This window comes from Gordonia sp. OPL2 (assembly GCF_003797825.1).
Classification (GTDB): Bacteria; Actinomycetota; Actinomycetes; order Mycobacteriales; family Mycobacteriaceae; genus Gordonia.
In genome coordinates this window covers 36,879-58,634 of the sequence record NZ_RKME01000008.1, presented here as the reverse complement: position 1 = coordinate 58,634, position 21,756 = coordinate 36,879, and the positions used below count along the sequence as shown (strand labels likewise).

Here is a 21,756-nt window from a genome sequence, read left to right as displayed (position 1 = left end):
GAGCTCGCCGCTATCGGCTGGACTGTGTGAGCACCAGACCGCTGGTGGGAACGCCCGTGCCCGCGGTGACCACGATCTTCTCGGCGTTCTCGACCTGATTGACCGAGTCACCGCGTATCTGCCGGACCGCCTCGGCGATGCCGTTCATCCCGTGGATGTAGGCCTCGCCGAGCTGTCCCCCATGGGTGTTCAGCGGAAGCTGACCCCCGACCTCGAGTGCACCCGGTTGGCGCACAAAGTCTTTCGCCTCACCACGACCGCAGAAGCCGAGCTCCTCGAGCTGCATCAATGTGTACGGCGTGAAGTGGTCGTAGAGAATGGCCATGTCCATGTCCGACGGCCCCAGCCCGGACTGCTTCCACAGCTGGCGTCCCACCAGACCCATCTCGGGTAGGCCGGCGAGGTCGTCCCGGTAGTAGCTCGACATGATGAACTGGTCGTCGGCGCTTCCCGCCGCCGCGCCGGCGATGACCGCCGGGGTGTGCGGGAGGTCCCGCGCACGCTCGGCCGACACGACGACGATGGCCACACCGCCGTCGGATTCCTGGCAGCAGTCGAGCAGGTGCAGTGGCTCGGCGATGTAGCGCGAGGCCTGGTGGTCCTCCAAGGTGATCGGCTTGCCATGGAAGAAGGCGTTCGGGTTGACCGCGGCGTGCTTGCGGTCGACGACGGCGATTCGGCCGAAATCCTCACTGGTCGCCCCGTACTCGTGCATGTACCGCTGCGCGACCATGGCGACGAATGCCGCCGGCGTGGACAGTCCGTGGGGATACACGAACGCGTTGTCGGTGCCCGACGAGTTCTCCTGGTTCGCGACAGCGCTGTTCACCTGACCGAACCGCAGTCCCGACCGTTCGTTGAAGGCGCGGTAGGCGACGACGACATCGGCGACTCCGGTCGCGACCGCCATCGCGGCCTGCTGCACCGTGGCGCACGCCGCGCCACCCCCGTAGTGGATTCGGGAGAAATAGGTCATCTCCTTGATACCGACCGCACGCGCCACGGCGATCTCGGCGTTGGTGTCCATCGTGAACGACACCAGGCCGTCGACATCCTCGGGACTCAGGCCTGCGTCGGCGACGGCGGCAGACACCGCTTCGGCGGCCAATCTCAACTCGCTGCGGCCCGAGTCCTTGGAGAACTCGGTCGCCCCGATCCCCGCGATCGCCGCCTTTCCGGAGAGCCCGGCCATCAGACGTCACCGCCGAATGTCACGGTGACCGTCGAGATCACGTGTTTGCCCAGCGAATTGGTCCCGGTCACCGACACCGTCACCACGGCGTCGGTGATCTCGACGACCTCACCGGTGAAGGTCACCGAATCGTAGGCGTACCAGGGCACGCCGAGCTTGAGATTGATCGACCGGATACGCGCCGTCGGCCCCGCCCAGTCGGTCACGAACCGCTCGACCAGGCCAGTGTCGGTGAGGATGTTGACGAAGATGTCCTTGGAACCCTTGGCCTGCGCGAGGTCACGGTCGTGGTGGACATCCTGGAAGTCACGGGTGGCCAGGGCGGTCGCCACCACGAACGTCGGACTCGCGTCGACGGTCAGCGGAGGCAGCGTGTCGGCGACTCGGACCGGTTGTGTCGCAACGCTGGTCACTTCTGCTCCTCGTTGTCGATCGGTGTCCACGCGTACAGGGTCCACCCAGCGGTCCCTGTGTCGTCGTCGGCCGGGAAGTCGAGAAAGGTGACCTCGACCGGAAGTCCGATCCGGACATCCTCGGGAGCGATCCCGCGGAGCTCACCGAGCATCCGCACGCCTTCGTCGAGCTCGACGAGGGCCACCACGAAGGGCAGCTGCCGGCCCGGGACCTTCGGTGCGTGATGCACCACGTGACTGAACACGGTGCCGCGTCCCGATGCGACGACGTACTCCGTTCGCGGCACGGTGCCATCCGGGTGTCGTGACTTCCAGATGGCGGGGATCGGCGGGTGCCGCAGCGTCCCGTCCTCGAGTTGCTGGATGCGTAGCTCGTGCGCTGCGACGCCCTCCCAGAAGAACTCGGTGTCACGAGAGGCACTGGGGCGCAGCATCCGTGCGGGATCGAGATCGTCGGGGACCGACGACGCCGTGGCATCCCCGGGAGCGGGATCGGCCTGCGCAGGCGGGCGGAACTTGAGGATGCGGAAGGACATCTCTGCGACGACTTCCTCACCGACCGACCAGATGTTGCGGGTGGTGAAGAACCATCCCTCCCCGAGCGCGGTGTTCTTGGGACCGACCACGTCGGTGAGTTCGGCCGAGAGCGTGACCTCCTCGCCCGGACGTGTGTAGCGGTGGTACACGGTGTCGCAGTTGGTCGCGACAACCGAGGTGTAGCCGGCCTCGTCGAACAGTTCGCTGGCCCGTCCCAGCGGATCGTCGGCGGTGCGGCGACCGTGCAGGCCGCGCATCGTCCACACCTGTGCCATCGCGGGCGGTGCGACGATCCCCGGATGCCCGGCGGCGCGGGCCGCGGATTCGTCCACGTAGATGGGGTTCTCGTCGCCCATCGCCTCGACCCAGTTGTGGATCATGGGCTGGTTGATCGGGTCGCGCCCCTTGGTCGGCGCACTGGGGCCGCCGGCCTTGATGGCGTCGGCGGCCGCGCGGATCTCATCGGCGGTCGATGCGGTCATCGCTTGGCCCTCGGCAATCCCAGTCCGGCACCGTCTCCCGCCCCCTGAGGAGCCCGCGACGAAGGAGCGTGCGTCACGAAGGGTCTCGTCACCTCAGCAGCATCGCCCTTCGTGACGCTCGCAAGCTCGCTCCTCAGGGACCCGAACACAGTCAAGTCACCCGCACACTCGCTCCTCAGGGACCCGAACTCAGTCCCTTCACCTGCATACTCGCTCCTCAGGGACCCGAACACAGTCAGGTCACCCGCAAGCTCGCTCCTCAGGGACCGAAACACAGTCCCATCACCTGCACACTCGCTCCTCGGGGATGCACACACAGTCATCGCTTGGCCCTCGGCAATCCCAGTCCGGCGGTGGCGATCATGTCGCGCATGACTTCGTTGACACCACCACCGAAGGTGATGACAACGTTGCGCTTCTGCTGGACATCGAGCCAGTCGACCAGCGCGGCGGTCGCGGGATCGGTGAAATCGCCGTGGCGGCCGACGATCTCGTTGATGAGTCGGCAGATGTGCTGGAGTCGCTCGGTGGCGAAGACCTTGGTCGCCGCGGCGTCCGCCATCGAGATCGACTCACCGCTCGACGCGACCTGCCAGTTGAGCAGTTCGTTGATCCGGGCATAGGCCTCGATCTCGGCGAGGGCGCGCCGGACGTCGGGATGCTTGGCGATCACGGTCCCGTCGGGCCCGGGTTGCTGCGCCCAGGCGCGTATCCGCGCCGCCAGCCCGTCGATCCGACCGGCCGGGCCGAGCATGACGCGCTCATGGTTGAGCTGGGTGGTGATCAACTTCCACCCCTCACCCTCGTCTCCGACCCGCATCGAGACGGGCACCGTCACGTCGTTGTAGTAGGTGGCATTGACATGGTGGGCACCGTCGGCGGTGATGATCGGCGTCCAGCTGAATCCGGGATCGGTCGTGTCGACGATGAGGATCGAGATGCCCTTGTGCTTGGGCGCCTCCTTGTCGGTGCGCACGGCCAGCCAGATGTAGTCGGCGTCGTGTGCGCCGGTGGTGAAGATCTTCTGTCCGTTCACCACATAGTGATCGCCGTCGAGAACTGCGCTCGTGGTCAGCGACGCGAGATCGGTACCGGCTCCGGGCTCGGTGTAGCCGATCGCGAAGTGAACCTCCCCGGCGAGGATGTCCGGCAGGAACTTCCGCTTGAGCTCATCGGTGCCGTGTTCCTGCAGCGTCGGGCCGACGGTCTGCAAAGTGACGGCCGGCAGAGGGACGTCTGCGCGGACGGCCTCGTTGGTGAAGATCTGCTGCTCGATCTGGCCGAACCCTTTGCCGCCGTACTCTTTCGGCCAGCCGACGCCGAGCCAGCCATCTTTGCCCATTTGGCGAATGACCTTGCGGTAGGTCTCACCATGGCGTTCGGTGAGCATGACCTCTGCGTCTGCGGGGCTGACCAGCCCGGCGAAATACTCGCGGAGTTCGGCACGCAACGCGGCTTGTTCCGGTGTGAGATCAATGAACATGTGCTGCCTGCGCTTTCGGGTCGAGGCGCGCGTCGGAGTCGTCCGCGACCTCGTCGAGTCGCGCATCGGCGCCGCCGACGAGGCGGGCGAGATCCTTGGCGATGGAGAAGTACCGGTGCAGCGGATAGGTGACGTCGACGCCGATCCCGCCGTGCAGGTGCGTCATCGTCCGCAGTGTCGCCGGGACCTCGGCTGCCAGCCAATAACCCGCGATGCCGAGATCCTGTGCGGCGTCCAGGCCCTCGGTCATCCGCCAGGCGGCCGCCGTGGTGGCGAGGTTGAGGGACCGGCCGACGATGTAGACATCGGCGAGCTGCTGGCCGACGGCCTGGAACAGCGCGATCGGCTTGCCGAACTGCTCGCGTTGCGTGACATGCGTGGCGGTGAGACGGGCGGCGCCGTCGACGAGCCCGTCCGCATAGGCCGCCAGCAGCAATCGGTAGTGGTCACGCAGCACATCGACATCCGCGGTCAGCACATCGGTCTCGTCGAACTGCACGTCGTCGAAGCGGACGGTGTATTCGCCCCAGCCGGCCGACGACGGGGTGCGCGTGAGGGTCACCCCCGGGCTGTCGCCGCTGACGACGACCACGCCACCGTCGGTTGCGACGACCAGCGCAGCCGCACCCTCGGCATGCAGCACTCCGGTCTTGGTCCCGGTCAGTCTGCCGTCGCGGATGGTGGTGTGCGGTGTGGAGGTCAGAGCGTCGCCCTGCTCTCCGATCGCTGTCGCGTGCCACCCACCGTCGGCGAGCGTGCGACCCCATTTCGCGGTCGCCGCGTCCGACGCGTGACGCAGTGTCAGCGCCGAGACGAGCGTGCCGATCGCCGGTGTCACCGCGGCGGCCGACCCCATGGCCCGCAGCAACGGGAGCAGATCGTTCACCGCCACCTCGTCGCCGCCGAGATCGGCCGGCAACGGCAGCGCCAGCAGTCCGGCGCCCGTGACCGACGCCCAGAGGGTGTCGTCGAAGCCACCGCCCCCCGGCTGATCGAACCTGCTCTCCCAATCCGGCTGATGCCGGGCGAATACCTCCGCGGCCGCGTCGCGAACAGCGACGGCCGTGTCGTCGAGGGCGAAGTCCACCCCACTGCCTCCTTGCGACAAATTAGAACCTGTTCTAGTTGTATCAGACGTCACGACCCCAGGGGTCGGTATGGGTCCTCAACTGCCGATTCGAGGCTTTCCGGGGCGGCGCGAGCCGTCAGCCGCGCGGCAAACCGAGAATGCGTTCCGCCGCCGCGGTGCGCAGGATCTGCGTGGTTCCGCCCGCGATGGACAGGCACCGGTTCTGCAGGAACAGGTCGGAGGCCTCGCCGGCGGCAATGCCGTCCACGCCGAGAAGATCGAGAGCGAACTCCGGGACCGCCTGACGGTGGCGGACGCCGATGAGCTTGCGCACGCTCGACAGCGCCCCCGGGTCGTGCCCGGCGAGCCGCTGGGTGACCGCTCGTGCGTCGAGGACGCGGCCGACGTGTGCCTCGGCGACGAGGCCGCCGAGGGTCGCCAACTCGCCGGGTTCGAGGTCGCGGCCGGACCCGGAGATCTGGCCGAGCACGGCGTCCATCTCCTTGCCGAGGCCCGAGCCACCCATCGCCACCCGCTCGTTGGCGAGCGTGGTGCGGGCGAGTCGCCAGCCGCCGTTGATCTCGCCGACGACGCACTCGTCGGGGACGAACACGTCGTCGAGGAAGACCTCGTTGAAATTGGCCCGGCCGGTGAGCTCGCGCAGCGGACGGATGTCGATGCCCGAGGCGGCCATGTCGATCAGGAAGTAGGTGATGCCCTTGTGCTTCGGCGCGTCCGCGTCGGTGCGTGCGAGACACACACCCCAGGTCGCGTTGTGGGCCTGCGAGGTCCAGATCTTCTGCCCGGTGAGAGACCATCCCCCGTCGACGCGGGTGGCCCGGGTACGCAGGGCGGCCAGATCCGATCCCGCCTCGGGTTCGCTGAAAAGCTGACACCATACGAGATCGCCGGCCAGGGTCGGACCGACGAACCGTTCACGCTGGGCGTCGGTGCCGTGTTCGAGGATCGTCGGGATCGCCCAGGCGCCGATCACGAGATCGGGGCGGACCACATCTGCGCGGTCGAACTCGGTGTCGATCAGCAATTGCAGTGCCGGTTCCGCGGCCAGCCCGTACGGGCGCGGCCAGTGTGGCATCAGGTAGCCGGACTCGGCGAGCACCTGTCGTTGCCGGTCGGGTTCGGTGGCCGCGATGCGCGCCACCTCCTCCCTGACCTCGGCCCGCCGGTCCTCGACCGACGACAGGTCGATCTCGAAATCGCGTCGGGCACCGTCGAGTCCCAACTGCCCGAGGGCACGTCGGGAGCGCGTGGCCTGCCCCAGAGCCGACCGTGCCGTCGTCGCCGACCGCAGGTACAGATGCGCGTCGTGCTCGAAGGTGAAGCCGATGCCCCCGAGGATCTGCACGCAGTCCTTGGAGTTGGCGACGGCGGCGTCGGCGACGATCACGTCGGCCGCATACCGGCTGAGGGCCAGCTGGGCGATGGCGTTCTCGTCGGCCGCGCCGAAGAGCATCTCGTCGACCGCACGCGCGAGATCCCACGCGACAGCCGTGAGCTCCTCGCTGCGACAGAGCATGTCCGCGCAGATGTGTTTGATCGCCTGGAATGAGCCGATGGGCGAACCGAACTGGGTACGCACCTTCGCGTAGGCGACGGCGGTGTCGAGCGACCAGCGCGCCACGCCGCTCTGATAGGCCGCCGACATCGCCGACAGCACGCCCGCCATCAGCTCCGCGTCGCCCGGTCCACCATCGCCGAGCGCGATGAGATCGTCGGCGAGCAGACCCGACAGCCGAACCGTCGACACCGACTCGGTGCCGCTGACCGGGACGTGCGGCGCGATGTCGCGGGCACCCGTGCCCGGCGGGACGATCCACCACGTGCCCGCACGACCGGGCACGGTCATCGGCACCACGAACGCGCAGTCGTCGACGGCCGCGGGTACCAATCCGAGATCGACGCTTCCGTCGACGATGTCGAGCGGATCATGTCCTGCATGTGCCCGTGCGGGGGTCGCCACCGCCACCTCGCCCGCGACCACGCGGGCCAGCAGATCAGCGGCACCCTCGTCGGCGCTGCGAGACAGACCGATGGCGGCGGCGACGATCGGGCCGATCGGCCCCGGCACGAGGCTGACCCCGCATTGCTCGACCATCGCGGCGACATCGGTGAACGTGGCACCGAAGCCGCCGCGATCCTCCGGCAGAGCGCCGGCGAAGACGCCGAACTCGGCGAGTTGGGGCAGCAGGCCCGACCACTGGTCGGCCGGTTTGTCGATGTCGGCGCGCACCAGCTCGGTGGTGTGGACACCCTGCGCCCAGGTGGAGATCGCGTCACAGACGGCGATCTGTTCGGTAGACGTGGCGATTGTCACGTGATTCCTCTGTATGTCAGGTTGTGACGGGCAAATAGAACCTGTTCTAATATGCCATGGGTGAATGCCGACCGGTAGGCACCCCGTCTCGACCGATCACGTGAGGATGTCTGCGAACACATGGCACGTTCTGCACCGGCCAACGCGTCCGTCGACTCGGCGGCCACCGCCGCCCCGTCCAACGGCACGTCGACGTCCGTGGGAACCGAGACCGGCTCGGCTGCCCAACGTGAACGCCGTCGCCGCATCCTCGACGCCACCCTCGCGTTGGCGTCCAAGGGCGGTTACGACGCAGTCCAGATGCGGACCGTCGCCGACAAGGCCGACGTCGCCGTCGGCACGCTCTACCGGTACTTCCCCTCGAAGGTCCACCTGCTGGTCACCTCGCTCGCCCGCGAACTCGGACGGGTCGAATCACGGGTCGACCGCTCACAACTGCGCGGCGACAACGCCGTCGAACGCCTGCGACACGTCCTGGACATGATCACCTATGCGATGCAACGGGATCCGCTCCTCACCGAGGCGATGACGCGCGCATTCATGTTCGCCGACGCCTCGGCCACCGCCGAGGTCGATCAGGTCGCCGGGATCATCGACCGGCTACTCGCCGGCGCGATGGTCGACGAAGGTGAGCCCACCGAGGAGGATCTCGCGGTCGCACGCGTCCTCGCCGACGTGTGGATGTCGAATCTGGTGCAGTGGCTGACGCGTCGCGCATCGGCCACCGACGTCACCAATCGCCTCGAGCTGACCGTTCGGTTGCTGCTCAAGGACCGCCTGTAGTCGGAGTCAACGGCGCCGACCGTGTCCAATTTCGCGCCGACCGTGCCCAGAATCTCGCCGATCGGGTCCAGTTGCGCACTCAGCGACCGGCGACCGCCGCGACCTTCTTCGCCGGCGCCTTCGGGGTGAGATCGGCCGCGATCTTCGGCCACGTACGACGCAGGTCCGACTCCCAGTACTCCCACGAGTGAGTGCCGTTCGGCCTCGACAGCATCGTCATCGGCACCCGCAGGCTCCGCATCCGCTGCGCCATCTGCTGAGTGCACTGGTTCACCGCGGCCTCGATGATCCCGCCGAGGACGACCTGATTGGCCAGCGTCAGCGGATTGCCTTGGATCAGACGGGCTTCCGGCCGGTCGTACGGACCCGGCAGCCCGGTGCCGGTGGTCATATAGACCTTCGTCGAGCGCAATTTGGCTGCGTTGACGAACGGGTCGTTCTGTCGCCAGCCCGCTCCGCCGACCGGTCCCCACATGTTGTCGAGGCTGCCCTGCCCACGATCCGCCACGACCATCCGGATGTAGGCCTGCCCCACCGGATCACTGGTACGCGCGCACCCGCTGTAGGCGGCGACCGACTTGTAGAGGTGCGGGGCGGCGATCGCGAGGTTCAGCACGGACGTGCCGGCCATGGAGATCCCGGCGATCGCGTTGACCTTGGTCGTGTCGAACTCCTTGTCGATGAGCGGCGGGAGTTCCTTGGTGAGGAACGTCTGCCACTTGTTGCGACCGAGAACGGGGTCGTCGCGCTGCCAGTCGGTGTAGTACGAGAAGGCCCCGCCGATCGGCGTGACCACATTGACGTTCTTGTCGGCAAAGAACTTCACATAGTCGGTTTTCGCAGCCCAGGTCGCCGAGTCCTCACCGCCGCCCGCACCGTTGAGGAGGTAGAAGGTGGGTCGCGGCTTGCTCGCATCGCGCGGGCGGAGCACGGTGATCGGAATCATCTTCCGCATCGCGGCCGAGTACACGATCGCGGTGACCTGCTGCTTGTTGTCGTGGATGATCGTGTCGATCCGAGACACATTCGGATCCGGTGTGGGCGCCGCCTGCGCCGCCGCTGCACCGATGGTCAGCGCGACCGCCGCCGCCACTCCGGCACCCACCCACGCCAACCGTCCCCGACCCGAACGTGCGCCCACCGCTATTCCCTTCAGTAACAATTGTCACAACCGTCTCAGATCGTATCCGCCGGGAGTGATGCGCCCCAAGCCGAGGACGGCCTTGTTAGGCGTTTGTGACGTGCGGCGTGCGCGGGACCATCAATCCGAACATCGCACGCAAACAATCAGCCAGGTCCGCATCAGGAGTGGCCAGCCAGCGTTCGTGGCCCGCCGACGACGCCGCGAGCACCGCGAAGGCAACGGCCATCGGGTACTCGTCGGCCGGTACGGTGCCCGTCCGCTGTGCGACGAAGTCCGCGACAACCGATCGCCACTGCCGGTAGACCGCGTTGGCGTGGGCCTGGACAGCCGGGGTGTGCAGGATGAGTTGAGCGCGCTGACGTGCCCACTCGAGCTCTGCGCCACGGTGGTCGATGGCGCCGATGAAGGCCTCTTCGACGACGTCGGCAGGATTCGCGGACCTCGGCGCCGCCTGGATCATCTCGCGGAAGTGGGCCAGCTCGGCGTCGGATTCCACCCAGACGACGTCGGCTTTGGTCGCGAAGTACCGAAAGAAGGTACGACGACTGACACCGACAGCGGCGGCGATGTCCTCGACGGTGGTCTGATCGAAGCCGTCCCGGAGGAACAGTCGCTGGGCGGCGGCGGCGAGCGCGTGTGCACTGGTGCTCGCGGGTCGGCCACCCCGGTCGACCTCCGCGTGGACGTCGACCCCCGCACCGGTCGGCACGCGCTGCTCAGCCATCTGACCATCGTCTCACCCCCGCGCCCCGAAATCCCGGCGTGACACCCTGGCGTTGTGACACCGAGTGACATATCCTTCGACTGAGACGTGGCTCACACGTCACAGCGAAAGGGAGAGGTCACATGGGCAAGCTGGACGGCAAAGTCGCCTTCATCACCGGAGCAGCGCGAGGTCAGGGACGCAGTCACGCGATCCGCCTCGCGCAGGAAGGCGCCGACATCATCGCGGTCGACGTCAGCGAGCAGATCGCGACGGTCCCCTACGACACCGCACGTCCGGGCGATCTTGATCAGACCGTCAAGGAGGTCGAGGCACTCGATCGACGGATCATCGCCTCCGAGGTCGACGTGCGCGACCTCGCCGGGCTGCAGAAGGCCGCCGACGACGGTGTCGCCGAACTGGGCCGGCTCGACATCGTCCTGGCCAACGCCGGGATCAGCACCATGTCACCGACGATCGAGATGTCCGAGGAGATGTGGGACACGATGATCGGCATCAATCTCACCGGCGTGTGGAAGACCGTCCGGGCCGCGGTTCCACACATCGTCTCCGGTGGCCGTGGCGGGTCGGTCGTGTTGACCAGTTCCTTGGCCGCCGTCATCGCCTACGAGAACATCGCGCACTACTCCGCCGCCAAACACGGACTCGTCGGTCTGATGCGCACGCTGGCGAAAGAGCTGGGCCCGCAGGGAATCCGGGTGAACACGGTGCACCCCACCACCGTGGCCACCGACATGGTCCTCAACGACGCCACCTATCAGCTCTTCCGGCCCGATCTCGAGCACCCCAGCCGCGCCGACTACGAGGAGGCCGCTCGCGAGATGAACACCCTGCCGGTCGCGATGGTCGAGCCGATCGACATCTCCAACGCCGTCCTCTACCTGGTCTCCGACGACGGCCGGTACGTCACCGGAACGACCCATGTCGTCGACGCCGGCGGGCGACTCTGATCTGCCGACGATCGACTTCCCCTGGCTGAAAACCAGCCCTCCACAACGACAAAGGAGTCACCGTGGGTCTCTTGGACGGCAAGACAGTACTCATCACCGGCGGCGCCCGCGGGCAGGGTCGTGCGCACGCCGTGACCTCGGCGCGTGAGGGTGCCGACGTCATCCTCCTCGACATCACCGAACAGATCGATTCGGCGAACTACCCGCTCGCCACCGCCGACGACATGGCCGAGACCGTCCGGCAGGTCGAGCAATTCGACCGGCGGGCACTCTCGTTCGATGCCGACGTCCGGGATCAGGGACAGCTCGACGAGGTCGTCGCCGGAGGTATCGCCGAGTTCGGCAAGATCGACATCCTCATCGCGAACGCGGGCATCTGGACCCGCGCCCCGTTCTGGGAGATGACCGACGAGATGTGGCAGGACATGATGGATGTCAACCTCACCGGTGTCTGGAAATCGGCGAAAGCCGTGGCGCCCCATATGATCGAGCGGCAGACCGGGTCGATCGTGATCACCTCGTCGGTCAACGGCCTCGAACCGGGCATGAACTATGCGCACTACGTGGCCACCAAACACGGGGTCATCGGTCTGATGAAGAACATCGCGCTCGAACTCGCGCCGCACGGAGTGCGCTGCAACTCCATCAATCCGGGCGCGATCCTCACGCCGATGACCAATCAGCAAGCGGCCTGGGACATGTTCGCCGGGCACGAGGGAGGCACGCGCGACGATCTGGTCGCCGGCGGCTACAGCTTCCATGCACTCAAGGCCACCACGTTCATGCCGCCCGAGGTCATCGCGAACACGGCGCTGTACCTCAACTCCGATCTCGCGGCGACGGTGACCGGCGTGACCATCCCGGTCGATGCCGGCCACATGCTGCTGACCGGCGTCAACCAGGAACCGGTGACGTGACCGTCAACGGTTCGGTGCGTCACGGCGTCGACGACCTCGCCGCGATCCGGAGCCGGATCGCCGCGCAGGTCGTCGGTCGTGACCGTGAACTCGACCTCGTGCTCGCAGCGGTCGCCGCCGGCCGCGACCTCATCCTCGAGGGACCGCCCGGCACCTCGAAGAGCACTGTGCTGCGCGCGATCACCGCCGAGTGGGGCATCCCGCTGGTCCTGGTGGAGGGCAATGCCGACCTGACGCCGAGTCGGCTTGTCGGTCATCACAATCCGTCGAGAGTACTGCGGGAGGACTACAGCGCCGCCAACTTCGTCGACGGCCCACTGCTCGAGGCTATGCGCGGGGGCGGGTTCCTCTACGTCGAGGAGTTCAACCGTGCCCCGGAGGACACCATCGACACCCTGTTGACGGCGATGGCCGAGCGGGTCATCACCGTGCCCCGCGTGGGCGCGGTGGCCGCGCATCCGACGTTCCGCATCGTCGCATCGATGAATCCGTACGACAACGTGGGAACCACCCGTCTGTCCACGTCGGTCCACGATCGGATGTGCCGACTCGTCGTCGATTATCAGGATGCGGGGGCCGAGCGCGAGATCGTCTCACGTAGAGCCGCTCCGGTCGACATGCGGGTCACTGCCGACGCCGTCACCGTCACCCGCGCCACGCGTGACCGTGACGACGTCCGTCAGGGCAGCAGCGTCCGCGGTGCCATCGACCTGGCGCTGGTGGTCGGTCAACTGTGCGCGATGCGCGGTGTCACGGTCCCGGCGGCGCCGGGCATCGACCCTCCGCGCGATCTCCCGACCGACTACACGACGGCGTTCCTCGACGCCATGCTGGTGACACTCTCCGGCCGAATCCACCTCGACGACACGGCCTTCACCACCGCCGAGGGCATCCTCACCGAGATCTGGCAGGATCACTTCCTGCTGAATCCGGCCGCCGCCGAGCCCGGTTGAAGAGCCGTCGAGGCGGACTCCCCACTGGCGCGACGCTCCTCTCGGGAGCGACCCTCGCGGACACTGAAACCTCTACGCCGACGACCCAAGACCCTCGAGGAGGAACCCGACCTCCTCGTCGCATCGTCGTCGGGTGGCGGATTCGTGGTCACGGATCATCGACCCGGGAAGCCCGGCTCGACCGCGCCGCCCGGCGGGCCCGGCGCGCCGTCGGCGACCGACGAGGACGGTGAAGTGGCCACGGAGGCAGACTCTCTCGTCGTCGACGACGTCGCGCGGCACCGTGCCCGCCGGATCGCCCGGAAACTGGCACTCGCGCAGGTCCTGCACACGAGACACGCGCCGCGGGGTGCGACCGGAACACTGGTGACCCGGCGGTGGCGTGGCGACTCCGACGAGATCGACCTCGACGCGACGCTCGAGGCGATCGCCGCGAATCCGCTCCCCACCGACGACGACATCCTGGTCCGGCAACGGGTTCGCCGGCGCCGGTCGATCATGCTCGTCGTCGACATCTCGGGATCGGCACGCGGCGAACAGGTCCGGACCGCGGCGGCGACGGTGGGTGCCCTGGTCGGTGAGCTGAGCCGAGACGCCGTGGGCGTCATCGCCTTCTGGTCGGCGGCAGCGCTGATCTCGCCGCTCGGGGAGCCGATCGAGCCCGATCGTGTTGTCGATCAGCTGCTCACGTTGACTTCGCAGGGATTGACCAACGTGTCGTTCGCCCTCTCGGTGGCCGCCGAACAGTTGCGTGGGACGCCCTCCGCGGACGCTCGCGTCCTGCTGCTCAGCGATTGCGTTCACAACGCCGGACCCGATCCTCGGATCGTCGCTGCGACGCTCCCCCGTCTCGACGTCCTGCTCGATGTGTCAGGCGAGCACGACACCGACCTCGGACGTGACCTCGCCCGCGTCGGGCGCGGCCGGGCGATACCCATCCGAACCGATCACGACGTCGCGCCCGCGTTGCGTCGGATCTTCGCTGGGTGAGGGTGGGGGCACCCGATCCCTGAGGAGCGAGCTTGCGAGCGTCACGAAGGGGCCCTTCGTGACACTCGGCTGGCGCCTCGCTCCTCAGGGATCACTTCTCAGCGATGCGTGAAAGCCGGGTCCCGCTTCTCGACGAACGCGGCCATTCCCTCGGACTGGTCGTCGGTGGCGAAGGTCGAGTAGAACAGTGCGCGCTCGGCGCGAATCCCCTCCGCCAGACCGGACTCGAAGGCGCGATTGACCGCATCCTTGGCCAGCGACGCGGCGATGAACGACTTCGACGCGATCGTCGCCGCGACCTCCTTGGCCGTGGTGAGGCAGTCCTCGGCCGGAACCACCCGCGACACCAGGCCGAGCTTGTCGGCCTCGTCGACCTTCATGTTCCGGCCGGTCAGGATCATGTCCATCGCCTTGGGCTTGCCGACAGCACGCGTGAGTCGTTGCGAGCCACCGATTCCCGGGATCACACCGAGGTTGATCTCGGGCTGCCCGAAGACCGCGTTGTCACCGGCGATCAGGATGTCGCAGATCATCGCCAGCTCGCACCCACCGCCGAGCGCATACCCGGTGACCGCGGCGACGATCGGCGTGCGCAGCCGCGAGAGATCGTCCCATGCACCGAAGAACTGCTCGCCGACGACGTCGCTGTAGCTCTTGGACGACATCTCCTTGATGTCGGCACCGGCGGCGAACGCGCGTTCCGAGCCGGTGATGACGATCGCCCCGATTCCCGCGTCCTTGTCGAACTCGGTGGCAGCGCCGACGACCTCGGTCATCAGGGTGGTGTTCAACGCGTTGAGGGCCTTCGGCCGGTTCAGCGTGATGACACCGACCCGCCCGTCGCGTTCGACGATGATCGTCTCGTGATCAGACACTCGAATCCTCCTGTGGTGCAGCGTTGATGGTCAACTCCAGGTCATCCGGGAGCGGCGCGAAGTAGGCGTCGATCTCGGCCGCCGGGACGTCGCGGTGCTCGGTGTGACGCCACGACGGGGTGCGATCCTTGTCGATGACCTGGGCGCGGATCCCCTCGGCCATGTCCGGATGCAGCAGGCTGCGCAGCGATACGCGGTACTCACGCTTGAGCGTCTCGACCAGGGTCGGCTTCTCGTCGCGCAGCGAACGCAGTGTCACCGCCAGCGCGGTCGGGCTCTTCCCCGCGATCGAAGCGGCGGTCTTGTCGGCGTCCTCAGTCCCGACCGCACGGCAACGCTCGATGATCTCGGCCACCGTGTCGGCAGCGAACGCATCACGGATCCAGTCGCGTCGGCCTTCCACGGCGGATTCGGGCGGCTCCTGCGCGTACTTCGCCAGGGCGTCGGCCGGTCCCGCCTCGCCGACGGCCCGCCGGAACGCGTCCAGGTCGTCGGCGGGGACGAAGTGATCGGCCAGGCCGAGCGCGAGTGCATCGGCACCCGACAGGTGCGTCGCGGTGAGACCGGCGTATACGCCCAGATTGTCCGGGACCCGGGCGAGCAGATGCGTGCCGCCGACGTCGGGAACGAAGCCGATACCGACCTCGGGCATCGCGAGACGCGTGCGGTCGGTGACCACGCGGGTGTTGGCGTGGGCGGAGATGCCGACGCCCCCACCCATGACGATTCCGTCCATGATCGCGATGTACGGCTTCGGGTAGCGCGCGATGTCGGCGTTGAGTCGGTATTCGTCGGCCCAGAAGAGTGCAGACGCACATGCGGCCGCCTCATCGTCACCGGCGTCCGACCCGCTCAGCGCCGATGCGTCGCGGTGGATGGCGACGATGTCGCCACCGGCGCACAACCCGCGCTCACCGGCGCCGGCGAGAACGACCGCACTGACGTCGGCCTCCGCGGCCCAGCCGCGGAGCAACTCATCCATCGCGGTGACCATCGGGTGGTCGAGCGCGTTGATCGACTTCGGACGGTTCAGCGTCAGGGTCGCAACCCCGGCATCGACCGCCGACAGCACAGATGGTTCGACCGTCATGACCTGGTCTCCTCGCATGATTGTCCGATTACCCCAACCGATAGTTGCATATCCTAGTAAAGGAGTACAGGGGGTGTCCCGTCACCCCCGGACGCACGATCAGGGGTGAGCCCGGACGAGGACCTCGATGACGGTGGTCAGCACCGTCCGGTCATCCTGATCCACCAACGCCGCAGCTGCCGTCACCAGCGCGCGACCACGCTCGTCGACGACGATGTCGTCGATGGTCATCGAGCCCGTGAGGACGTCGCCTGGCCGCACGGGCCGGCGGAACTCGACATCGAGGAGCCGTCGGCCCGCAATCACCTGCCAGTCGGCGAAGGCGCCCTGCACCGCGAGTCGCTGGAAGATCGCCAGGGTATGGATACCGCTGGCGATCAATCCGCCGAACGTGCCGGCCGCCGCGGCCTCGGCGTCGACGTGGAAGCTCTGCGGATCCCACTGCCGCGCGAAGTCCACGAGGTCATCCTCGCCGACGGAATGCGACCCCAGCCGGTAGACGTGTCCGATCCGGAGGTCGTCGGCGTAGGCGGGGCGCGGGGTCTCGTTCACAGTGCGAAGGCTATCCGGAGGCGATGGCGGGAGGGTGTCCGGCGCTCGTCCCCCGACCCGTGCGCGATCCGACAAGGATCCATGCGCATCCGTGCAAGTATCCGCGTTCCCCGGTGCCCAGACTTGTGGCAACGGTCACAACCGAGCGTTCGTGACCGGTCTGCACCTGCGAGGCAAGGAGAACCATGACTGCGGTAGACGACACCAGAGTCCGTGCAACACTGCCGGATTCGACGGCGACAGAACTCTTCGTGGACGGGCGATGGCGCGCGGCCGCCGAAGGCGCGACTTTCAGTGATCTCAACCCGGCGACCGAAGAGCTGCTCGCGACGGTCGCCTCCGCCACCGCATCCGATGTCGACGACGCGGTGCGATCCGCCCGGAGGGCACTGTCGGGTGAGTGGTCGGCGACACCCGGGGTCGTGCGGGGCAAGATCCTCAACGCGGTCGCCGACCTGATCGAGCGCGACGGGGATCTGCTCGCCCGTCTCGAGGCGCTCGACATCGGCAAGCCGGTCGGGCAGCCCTCCATGCTCGACATCCCCAACGCGGCAGCCACTTTCCGCCACTTCGCCGGTTGGGCCGACAAGATCACCGGTCAGACGATCCCGACGGCAGGCTACTTCGGTCAGCCCACCCACTCCTACACGGTGCGTGAACCGGTGGGCGTCATCGGCGCGATCATCCCGTGGAACACCCCGCTGATGATCACCGCGTGGAAGCTGGCACCCGCACTGGCCGCCGGCAACACCGTCGTGGTCAAGCCGCCGGAGGACGCCCCGCTGTCCATCCTGCATCTGGGTCGGCTCCTGCAGGAGGCCGGCGTGCCCGACGGTGTGGTCAACATCGTGCCCGGCCTCGGCGAGGTGGCCGGTGAGGCTCTGGTGACCCATCCCGATGTGGACAAGATCAGCTTCACCGGGTCGCCGCGCGTCGGACGGCACATCGCCAAGGCGGCGGCCGACACCTTCAAGCGCACCACGTTGGAACTCGGCGGCAAGTCGCCGCAGATCATCCTCGCCGACGCCGACGTCGAGACCGCGGTCAACGGAACCGCCATGGGACTGTTCTTCAATCAGGGCGAGGTGTGCGCCGCCGGCACGCGGGTGCTCGTGCACCGGTCGCTCTACGACCAGGTCGTCGAGGGTCTGGCCGCGGCCGCGAACGCACAGGTCCTCGGCGATCCACTGGATCCGGGCACGACGATGGGTGCCCTGGTCAACGCGAAACAGCGCGACACCGTGCTGGAGTACATCGCGGCAGGCACCCGGGAGGGCGCACGCGTCGTCGCCGGTGGCGAGAAGGGTTCCGACACCGGGTTCTTCGTGCAGCCGACGATCTTCGCCGATGCGACCAACGAGATGTCCATCGCCCGCGAGGAGATCTTCGGTCCCGTCGGCACGGTGATTCCCTTCGACGAGGTCGAGGACGCCATCCGGATCGCCAACGACACCGATTACGGTCTCGCCGCGAGTATCTGGACTCGCGACGTCTCCTACGCCCATTCGCTGGCGTCGAAGGTCCGCGCGGGTGCGGTGTGGGTCAACGGATGGGCCGCAATCGATCCCGCCCTGCCGTGGGGCGGCATGAAGACCAGCGGTGTCGGCCGCGAACTCGGCTGGGCCGGGATCGTCGCCAACACCGAGGAGAAGGTCGTCACCGTCGTCCTCTGACGGTGACCACGAGAAGGAGACACCAATCATGAAGACCCAAGCAGCAGTTCTGTGGGAGCCCGGTCAGTCCTGGCAGATCGAGGAACTCGTGCTCGACGCGCCGAAGTACGGCGAGGTGAAGGTCGAACTCGCCGCGTCCGGGATGTGCCATTCGGACGAGCACGTCCGCGACGGCAGCGTACCGGTGGGGATGTACCCCTACATCGGCGGGCACGAGGGCGCCGGTGTGGTCACCGAGATCGGCCCGGGCGTGACGACGGTCGAGGTCGGCGACCACGTCGCCCTGGGGTTCATCCCGGCGTGCGGCCGTTGCCCGTCGTGCGCGACCGGCAAGTCCAGCATCTGCGACCTCGGCGCCAATCTCCTTGCCGGCGTGCAGCTCTCCGACGGAACCGCGCGTCATCACGTGAACGGCCAGGACGCCGGACTCATGTGTCTGCTCGGCACCTTCGCGCCGGTCACCGTCGTGAACGAGGCCTCCTGCGTCAAGCTGACGAAGGACATCCCGCTCGACAAGGCGGCATTGGTCGGTTGCGGTGTCACGACCGGATGGGGTTCGTCGGTCTACGCCGCGGAGGTGTCTGCCGGTGAGACCGTCGTCGTCCTGGGCATGGGTGGTGTCGGCTGTGGCGCCGTGCAGGGAGCGGCCCTGGCGGGCGCCCGGCACGTCGTGCTCGTCGACCCCTCTCCGTTCAAGCGAGATCAGGCCAAGGTGTTCGGCGCGACGCACGCGGTCGCCACTGTCGACGAGGCGCTGACGCTGCTGCAGGATCTCACCTGGGGGCAACTGGCCGACAAGGTGCTCATCACCGTCGACGTCGCCGACGGTGCCCTGATCGCGCCGGCGATGAGCCTGGTCGCGAAAGGCGGTATCTGCGTTCAGGTCTCGGTCGGAGATCTGACCCAGACCGAGGTCAGCCTGAGCCTGTTCGATCTCACCGCCATGCGCAAGACGCTCAAGGGCGCCTGGTTCGGCAATGCCAACATCCGCTTCGACATCCCCCACCTGCTGCGTCTGTACATGGAGGGTCATCTCAAGCTGGACGAGATGATCACCCGCACGTACTCGCTCGATCAGGTCAACGATGGGTATGAGGCGATGCGCAAGGCGGAGAATGTGCGCGGCGTGATCATGTACTGAGATCGCTTCGGTCCCCGAGGATGCCCCTTCGTGACGCCCTCCGCACGCTCCGGGCTCCTCAGGGACCGGGTGGGAAACCCCTTCGTGACGCCCTCCGCAGGCTCCGGGCTCCTCAGGGACCGAATGTTCCCTGAGGAGCGAGCGTGCGAGCGTCACGAAGGGCCGGCGACACCTCCACGACTCTCGCGGAACTCCCGCGGTGTCATCCCGTACGTACTCTTGAACAGCCGCGAGAAGTGCGCGGCGTCGACCAATCCATTGGCGGCGCAGATCGATCCGACACTGCGATGCAACTGCGTCGCGTCCGTCAGATCACGCCGGCACCGTTCCAGCCGGCGCTGCCGGATGAAACCAGCGACGGTGTGCCCGTCGTGGGCGAAGAGTTTCTGCAGATACCGCACCGACACGTGATGGTGCGCGGCCACCTTCGCGGGCGACAACCCGCTGTCGCTCAGGTTGCCCTCGATGTACGACCGGGCTGACAGCAGCACGGTCTCCCCTGCTCCCAACGTGTCGTCGGGAGCGGATGCCCGCAGCGCGGCGCTCACCAGGTCTGCGACGGCATCGCCGACCAGAGGTGACGAGCATGCGCCCGACCCGGACAGCGCCTGCGACCGCAGCGACACCAGCATCGGCGTGATCAACGCACCGATGCCCGTGCTCGACGTGATCGTGCGCGCAGTGCCCTCGTGGAGCTCATTGTCGGTCACCCGCAGCGAGGCTCGCGGGATGACCGCGACGAGCATGTCGAACGAGTCGCCGAGCGCGAGTTCGTACCGTTCACTGGTGTCGTAGATCGCCAGATCACCCGCGCTGAGCCGGGCCTCTCGATCGTGCTGCGACACCGTCGAGGTCCCCCGCATCTGCACGCCCACCTTGATGACGCCGGGATCGGAACGACGGATCGTCGAGGCGGACCGGCGCACGTGTACCCGGGCGCCCACGACATCCGACAATTGCAGCGGACCGAGTCCGACGCTCGACAGCCCACCCCGGAAGGCGGACGCCTGCCCGGCCATCGGCGCGGCGTCGAGCGGCACGAAGGCTTCGGAGATCGCAGCTCGCCACCCGTCGAAACCGATGTCGCGCAACGGTTCGTCTGCAGACGTTGTGGTCGCGATCATGGCATCAGTCCTTCGGCCGGTTGTCCACCAGTCGTCGAGCTTTTCCGGTGGAACGCTGCAACGTGCCCGGCGCGGCGACGGCCACGTCCACGGTGACGCCGATCCGGTTCTTGATGAGCTTCCTCAACGACGCCGCCGCGGCGACATGCTGGTCACTCGACACCTCGGGACGGTACTCGACATGCACCGTCAGGGTGTCCATTCGCCCCGGGCGCTCCAGAACGCACTGGAACTGCGGTGCGAGCGCCGGCTCGGTCAGGATCAGTTCCTCGATCTGTGTCGGGAACAGGTTCACCCCGCGCAGGATGATCATGTCGTCGCTGCGGCCGGTGATCTTCTGGATCCGCCGCATCGTCCGCGCCGTCCCCGGCAGCAGCCGGGTCAGATCGCGGGTGCGGTAGCGCACGATCGGCATGGCCTCCTTGGTGAGCGAGGTGAACACGAGTTCGCCCTCCTCCCCGTCGGGCAGGACCTCGCCGGTCATCGGATCGATGATCTCCGGGTAGAAATGGTCTTCCCAGATGTGCAGGCCGTCTTTGGTCTCGACACATTCTTGTGCCACACCGGGTCCCATCACTTCGGACAGACCGTAGATGTCGACGGCGTCCATACCGAGTTGCTGTTCGAGTTCGCGACGCATCTGCTCGGTCCACGGCTCGGCGCCGAACACCCCGGTCCGCAGTGAGGTGGCCGCTGGGTCGATGCCCTTGGCGATCATGGCATCCAGGATCGTCAGCATGTACGACGGCGTCACCATGATCGCGTCCGGCGCGAAGTCCTCGATGAGCTGGATCTGTCGGTCGGTCATCCCGCCTGACATCGGGATCACCGTGCAGCCCAGTCGTTCCGCGCCGTAGTGTGCACCCAGTCCGCCGGTGAAGAGTCCGTACCCGTAGGCGACGTGCACCTTGTCGGAGGGGCGCACGCCCGCCGCCCGGAGACTGCGCGCCACGAGATCGGCCCAGCTGTCCAGATCGTTGGTCGTGTACCCGACGACGGTCGGCCGCCCGGTGGTCCCCGACGACGCGTGGATGCGGGAGACCTGTTCCTGCGGAACGGCCAGCATTCCGAACGGGTAGTTCTCGCGGAGATCGGCCTTGCCCGTGAACGGGAACAGCGACAGATCCGACAGGTCCTTCAGGTCCGACGGATGAACCCCCTTCTCGTCGAACGCCTTCCGATAGTGGGCAACATTGTCGTAGGCGTGCTGCAACGACCACCGCAGGCGATCGAGCTGCAGTGCGGCGATACGGTCGCGCGACGCGTACTCGATGTCGGCGCTGTCGTGGGCCTGCGGAGCGGGCAGGGTGCTGGTCATGGGATCTCCGG

Annotated in this window: 20 protein-coding genes; 7 read left to right on the top strand and 13 right to left on the bottom strand. The window is 67.3% G+C overall.

Annotated features, from left to right (window positions below):
- Positions 1 to 10: 10 nt before the first annotated feature.
- The 6 genes from EEB19_RS10610 to EEB19_RS10585 form a co-directional block, all read right to left on the bottom strand.
- Entirely contained in the window at positions 11 to 1,192 is a 1,182-nt protein-coding gene (locus EEB19_RS10610) for a lipid-transfer protein (protein WP_187585951.1), read from the bottom strand.
- A complete protein-coding gene (locus EEB19_RS10605; RefSeq protein WP_187585949.1) occupies positions 1,192 to 1,605 on the bottom strand; it encodes a MaoC family dehydratase in 414 nt (137 codons plus the stop codon). Before EEB19_RS10605 ends, EEB19_RS10610 begins: the two co-directional genes overlap by 1 nt.
- Entirely contained in the window at positions 1,602 to 2,624 is a 1,023-nt protein-coding gene (locus EEB19_RS10600; RefSeq protein ID WP_187585947.1) for a bifunctional MaoC family dehydratase N-terminal/OB-fold nucleic acid binding domain-containing protein, read from the bottom strand. Before EEB19_RS10600 ends, EEB19_RS10605 begins: the two co-directional genes overlap by 4 nt.
- Before the next feature lie 319 nt (positions 2,625 to 2,943).
- Positions 2,944 to 4,107, bottom strand: a complete 1,164-nt coding sequence (locus tag EEB19_RS10595) for an acyl-CoA dehydrogenase family protein (protein WP_187585945.1) — start codon at positions 4,105 to 4,107, stop codon at positions 2,944 to 2,946.
- Complete coding sequence (locus tag EEB19_RS10590; protein ID WP_187585943.1) at positions 4,097 to 5,194, bottom strand: acyl-CoA dehydrogenase family protein; 1,098 nt, start codon at positions 5,192 to 5,194, stop codon at positions 4,097 to 4,099. Before EEB19_RS10590 ends, EEB19_RS10595 begins: the two co-directional genes overlap by 11 nt.
- Before the next feature lie 118 nt (positions 5,195 to 5,312).
- On the bottom strand, positions 5,313 to 7,511 hold the full coding sequence (locus EEB19_RS10585; RefSeq protein ID WP_187585941.1) for an acyl-CoA dehydrogenase family protein: 2,199 nt from the start codon (positions 7,509 to 7,511) through the stop codon (positions 5,313 to 5,315).
- A 120-nt stretch (positions 7,512 to 7,631) separates the two neighbouring features.
- Between EEB19_RS10585 and kstR the strand changes: the two genes are divergently transcribed.
- Positions 7,632 to 8,294, top strand: a complete 663-nt coding sequence (gene kstR / locus EEB19_RS10580; protein ID WP_187585939.1) for a cholesterol catabolism transcriptional regulator KstR — start codon at positions 7,632 to 7,634, stop codon at positions 8,292 to 8,294.
- A gap of 79 nt (positions 8,295 to 8,373) precedes the next feature.
- Here the strand turns inward: kstR and EEB19_RS10575 are convergent, their stop codons facing one another.
- On the bottom strand, positions 8,374 to 9,369 hold the full coding sequence (locus EEB19_RS10575; RefSeq protein WP_262365584.1) for an alpha/beta hydrolase family protein: 996 nt from the start codon (positions 9,367 to 9,369) through the stop codon (positions 8,374 to 8,376).
- 151 nt (positions 9,370 to 9,520) lie between these two features.
- Positions 9,521 to 10,162 (bottom strand): TetR family transcriptional regulator, encoded by a 642-nt coding sequence (locus EEB19_RS10570; protein WP_187585937.1) that lies wholly within the window; start codon positions 10,160 to 10,162, stop codon positions 9,521 to 9,523.
- 122 nt (positions 10,163 to 10,284) lie between these two features.
- On the opposite strand from EEB19_RS10570, the gene EEB19_RS10565 reads away from it, so the two are divergent.
- The 4 genes from EEB19_RS10565 (at position 10,285) to EEB19_RS10550 (ending at position 13,972) form a co-directional block, all read left to right on the top strand.
- On the top strand, positions 10,285 to 11,112 hold the full coding sequence (locus EEB19_RS10565; RefSeq protein WP_187585935.1) for a mycofactocin-coupled SDR family oxidoreductase: 828 nt from the start codon (positions 10,285 to 10,287) through the stop codon (positions 11,110 to 11,112).
- Between the two features lie 62 nt (positions 11,113 to 11,174).
- Positions 11,175 to 12,029 (top strand): mycofactocin-coupled SDR family oxidoreductase, encoded by an 855-nt coding sequence (locus EEB19_RS10560; protein ID WP_187585933.1) that lies wholly within the window; start codon positions 11,175 to 11,177, stop codon positions 12,027 to 12,029.
- Positions 12,026 to 12,982 (top strand): MoxR family ATPase, encoded by a 957-nt coding sequence (locus tag EEB19_RS10555; protein ID WP_262365568.1) that lies wholly within the window; start codon positions 12,026 to 12,028, stop codon positions 12,980 to 12,982. The genes EEB19_RS10560 and EEB19_RS10555 overlap by 4 nt, the downstream gene beginning before the upstream one ends.
- Positions 12,983 to 13,045: 63 nt before the next feature.
- A complete protein-coding gene (locus EEB19_RS10550; RefSeq protein WP_187586155.1) occupies positions 13,046 to 13,972 on the top strand; it encodes a VWA domain-containing protein in 927 nt (308 codons plus the stop codon).
- Positions 13,973 to 14,070: 98 nt separating this feature from the next.
- Here the strand turns inward: EEB19_RS10550 and EEB19_RS10545 are convergent, their stop codons facing one another.
- The 3 genes from EEB19_RS10545 to EEB19_RS10535 all read right to left on the bottom strand — a co-directional run bounded on the left by EEB19_RS10545 (position 14,071) and on the right by EEB19_RS10535 (position 16,489).
- The gene (locus EEB19_RS10545) at positions 14,071 to 14,847 is read right to left on the bottom strand and encodes an enoyl-CoA hydratase (RefSeq protein WP_187585931.1); all 777 of its coding nucleotides are present in this window, start codon (positions 14,845 to 14,847) and stop codon (positions 14,071 to 14,073) included.
- Positions 14,840 to 15,937 carry an enoyl-CoA hydratase/isomerase family protein gene (locus tag EEB19_RS10540; protein ID WP_187585929.1) on the bottom strand — a complete coding sequence of 366 codons (1,098 nt, stop codon included), beginning with the start codon at positions 15,935 to 15,937 and terminating at the stop codon, positions 14,840 to 14,842. The genes EEB19_RS10545 and EEB19_RS10540 overlap by 8 nt, the downstream gene beginning before the upstream one ends.
- A gap of 99 nt (positions 15,938 to 16,036) precedes the next feature.
- The gene (locus EEB19_RS10535; RefSeq protein WP_187585927.1) at positions 16,037 to 16,489 is read right to left on the bottom strand and encodes a MaoC/PaaZ C-terminal domain-containing protein; all 453 of its coding nucleotides are present in this window, start codon (positions 16,487 to 16,489) and stop codon (positions 16,037 to 16,039) included.
- Between the two features lie 185 nt (positions 16,490 to 16,674).
- Here EEB19_RS10535 and styD point away from each other — a divergent pair, with 185 nt between their 5' ends.
- Both styD and EEB19_RS10525 read left to right on the top strand, forming a co-directional pair.
- Entirely contained in the window at positions 16,675 to 18,162 is a 1,488-nt protein-coding gene (gene styD, locus EEB19_RS10530) for a phenylacetaldehyde dehydrogenase StyD (RefSeq protein WP_187585925.1), read from the top strand.
- A gap of 28 nt (positions 18,163 to 18,190) precedes the next feature.
- Positions 18,191 to 19,303: an NDMA-dependent alcohol dehydrogenase gene (locus EEB19_RS10525; RefSeq protein ID WP_187585923.1), complete on the top strand. Its 1,113-nt coding sequence runs from the start codon at positions 18,191 to 18,193 to the stop codon at positions 19,301 to 19,303.
- 152 nt (positions 19,304 to 19,455) lie between these two features.
- Here the strand turns inward: EEB19_RS10525 and EEB19_RS10520 are convergent, their stop codons facing one another.
- Together EEB19_RS10520 and paaK are read right to left on the bottom strand one after the other, a co-directional pair.
- A complete protein-coding gene (locus EEB19_RS10520) occupies positions 19,456 to 20,427 on the bottom strand; it encodes a helix-turn-helix domain-containing protein (RefSeq protein WP_187585921.1) in 972 nt (323 codons plus the stop codon).
- Positions 20,428 to 20,431: 4 nt separating this feature from the next.
- A complete protein-coding gene (gene paaK / locus EEB19_RS10515) occupies positions 20,432 to 21,745 on the bottom strand; it encodes a phenylacetate--CoA ligase PaaK (protein ID WP_187585919.1) in 1,314 nt (437 codons plus the stop codon).
- Between the last annotated feature and the right edge of the window lie 11 nt (positions 21,746 to 21,756).